We start from the raw sequence: 3660 nt of genomic DNA on the forward strand, positions 1-3660 counted from the left end.
CGTGCCGGACGCGCAACCAATACCTTCGGCAGGACCCACCTCAACCACACCCGAACCACCAAGACCAGCAACAAGATACATGATCTTTGAGGAACCCAGCATTAGGTCCTGCGATTCTGCCCGGTCACCCGGCAGGCGAACCGTCCACTCACCCCGAACAGGCGTTGCAGGTGAGCCACGGCCGCCCGCCGGCGTTCCGGGTCTAGAAGTTTCCAGTCATGATGGAGTTCGCGATATCCTTCTGCGCCGCCTTCTCCAGCTCCGCCTCCGCCAAAAGCCGTTTCAACACCGCGTCGTCCTCACGTTCGAGATCCTCGAGTTTCTTCGCGTCATCGGCCTTCAGACCGCCGAACTGGGTACGCCACCGGTAATAGGCGGCTTCGGTAACCAGCAGGACCCGGCACACCTCGGCCACATCCTTACCGTCGGCCAGCAGCCGATCGGCATCGGTCAACTTCCGCACTACCTGCTCAGGAGTGCGCCTCTTCCGTGTCGCCATCGCTTCGTCGAGCCTTCCCGCCCACGACATGAGCTACAAAAACTCTCACACACCCGGACCGAACCACAGGGGTCGGGTCATGCGGGTGACGGATCCACACGGCTGCCCGTCACTTGCCTCCCGCAGCCGACCGACCAGCGACAGGTTCATCCGATGACCGCACTATTGCCTCTCGCCTACGGGTATTTCTGCGGCGGCCCCTCCGGTGCGGCCCAGATTTCCTTCCAACCGTCTATGACCTCGCAACACTTCTCTGTGTGAGCCTGAGCAGGCGCCCCGGACAGCCCCAGCGGCAGCGAACCGGAGACGCTCGCGGCGACGACGGCGGCGGCGACTGCGAGCGATAGATGGGTGCGTTTCATGATTCTCATCCTTTCGGGATACATGATTTGAACGGCGTCAAGTACGCAACGGAGGAGTTGCTACCTGGTCCGCCCACGACCTCGGCGCGAGAACGTCTCTCACTCAACGAGCAACGCCGTTGTCGTCGCTCGATCCTGTATGCAAGTGACACAGTCAGCTATGGGGGAAATGCCTACGATCCGTACCAGTCCTGGACTAGTTGAGGGCGGCCGATCTGCCGAACTTTCTCGCGAGACGAGCTCGACACGGACGCAGCCAGCTTCCCAATCAAAAGTTCGCCACGCCTCACCCCGGGGGCATATTTCCGCAGGTAGGAGGCCTTTCCACACGCACACAACTCCCCGCCCACCGCCTCGACAGCCCGCGTTCCACCACGACGCAGATCCTCCCGCCGCAATACCAATTCCACCACAACGGATCCGTCCCGTCGCCCAGATCCTTCCAATCGAACTCGCTGAATTCTCACCGGAAAAGCTGTCCGCCAGCCCCCGTGGCTTGGCTACCCGAAACCCGTTGACCCCGCTCGCCACGGATCTTGCACCACTACGCTGCATCGTTACCGGCAATCGGATCTCGTCTTTGCCCGAGGCTTGCAGACCGTAGCTCAGCAACAGGGCGGTGAGATCTGACAACCTTGCCAACGCCGAGCTCGAACCAGGCCGCAGATCGATCGGCTCTCCAGCGGCCTCCGGAGGACGTCATGGATCGACCTTCGGTGGTGCGGTAATCACCCAGCAACCGCACAGCTGTCTCGCAAACCTGCTGATCGGTCATGTCCGACGAAAGGCGGTTGACGCTTGTCGAGACACCGCAGGTGAATAGAACGCGGCGATGGCCGGGTGGGAAGGTAGGGATTTCCCCCATACCGGGCTGCGTACCGACGTGGGATTCTCGCCGTGGGTCACACTCGGCGATTTCCGAAAGCGTCGCGATGCCCATAGCTACTTGTTCCACATCGGATAGGTGGATGGGATGGGATTCCTGGGCCTCGATTTAGACTTCGGATGGAGAGACCTCGTTGCTGGCGTCGCGAGCGGCGTCGGATTCGCGTTCGGCGGTCCGCTCGGCGCCGGTCTGCTCGGCGGTGCTGTCAGCTTCGCATTAAAGTGGGAAGAAACAGGCGACTTCGAGGAAGGACTCCAAGCCGGCCTGCTCGGCGCCGCCTTCGGTGCGATACCCGGCGGCTTCGTCGGCGGTGCAACAAAAGGCCTCGCCGGCGGTGGACTCAAGGCGCTCGGCGCGAGCCTCAAGGGTCCCGGCATCAAGGATGCCGGGACCCTCATGACAAAGGGAGGCTATGACAGGATTGCAGATAGGTTACTTTATTCGCGCGGCCAGATGCCCCGCTTAGGAGCGGGCGCGCTGACCGCGGGCGCCGGCACCGCGCTGGTAAGCGCAATCGGCCCCACTGGTATCTCCTACATACCCACAAGAGCCATCGACAACGAGCCGGGCGTCGAGATGCAGCAAATGTTGATGCCCGACATGAAGCATCCCGACTTTCCGAGTCGGTACCAATTCCTCCCGGCCATCGAAAGTTTTCATATAGAACTTCCAAAGAAACTCGGTAAATATTACAATGCCTTCGCCAATAGCCTAACAGCACCTATGCCTCCAGAGGGCACATTGGTACCCCAGATCACAGGGGCGGATCGTGCTAATATCACTCGATACGCAGAAACTGTCTTGTTTCTAGAAGATTCGTTCAAAAAACTATATAACTCAAGTAAGGGATTGGCGCCTCTGGCGCACGATTCATTAGAGATATCCACGCAAGGCAAAGAGGCGATCGATAGCGTCGTAGTCGTCGTAAACGGCACAGCAGGCACGGTTCCCCAGGGCGGGATGAACGAGAACGACCATATTCTTACGTACGTCACGCAGGCGCTTCAAGAAGGCGATCGAATAATAAAGAAGGCAACAGAAGACCAAAAGGACGTCGGCAGTGACGTGGACAAATTGATCGCCGAGTTGAAAGCGCTGAAAGATCGGCTCGATCAGCTCGAAAAGAGCAAAAATGATCCGCAGCAGCGATCACCCGATCCGGCGGACATAACTCCACAATCCTGGACACCACCCAATGCGGCGGCCCCTCCGTACGTAGACCCGAGCACGTTCCCCGCAGGTTTGGGCTCAGAGGACAACGCGGGTCTCAACAGCCAGACACCAGCCGGGCGTAATGATCTCGAAAACAGGCCGAGTGCCATACCCTCGTCCACTCCCCCCGTGCCGCCTCCTGCAGCGACCTCGCCTATGGGTACAGGCAGTTCCGGCATGGGCATGATGGACTCCCTGATGCCGATGATCCTGCAACAGGCGATGGCACGGAGCCTCGCCGACCAGGACTTGAACAACCACCGCGCAGAACTCGACCGCCGCCGCTACGAGGACGAACTCGGCCCACTGGCTTCACCAGCGATCACCGCCCAGCCCGCCACTATGCAGCCCCCCATCACGCAATCTGCCGCCGCACAGCCCACCTCGAGCTCTCCAGCGACACAGCAGCACGGGCAGCCAACTGGCACAACGCCTTCCACGCATCCCGCAGCAGCGTCGGTTCGTACGCCGGAGGCGGACGGCAGCGTGATCTACACCTTCCCCGACGGACGCGCACAAAAGGTGTCCGCGATGGTCGCCCAAGCGCTCGACGGGGCATTCGGCAACGCCAGCGGCACCGACGCGCAGAAAGCGTACGAGAGGACCCCGGCGAAGTGGTCGGACAAGAAGCAGCTCGGCGACCGCGTCGATCCCTACCAGCTGATGACCGGAGACGTCGCCACGTGGGACAACCGCACCGC

The 3660-nt window shown here is 61.0% G+C and carries 1 protein-coding gene and 2 pseudogenes; 1 reads left to right on the top strand and 2 read right to left on the bottom strand.

What is annotated here, in order from left to right; all coding sequences use genetic code 11:
- Positions 1–110 precede the first annotated feature (110 nt).
- Both ABZW96_RS37415 and ABZW96_RS37420 read right to left on the bottom strand, forming a co-directional pair.
- Positions 111–499: pseudogene (locus tag ABZW96_RS37415) on the bottom strand (transposase); the annotation flags it as partial.
- A 176-nt stretch (positions 500–675) separates the two neighbouring features.
- Positions 676–861 (bottom strand): hypothetical protein, encoded by a 186-nt coding sequence (locus ABZW96_RS37420; RefSeq protein WP_355081607.1) that lies wholly within the window; start codon positions 859–861, stop codon positions 676–678.
- 973 nt (positions 862–1834) lie between these two features.
- Between ABZW96_RS37420 and ABZW96_RS37425 the strand changes: the two are divergent.
- Positions 1835–3660, top strand: a pseudogene (locus tag ABZW96_RS37425) (hypothetical protein); the annotation flags it as partial.

This window comes from Nocardia sp. NPDC004168, from assembly GCF_040610355.1.
GTDB lineage: Bacteria > Actinomycetota > Actinomycetes > Mycobacteriales > Mycobacteriaceae > Nocardia > Nocardia sichangensis.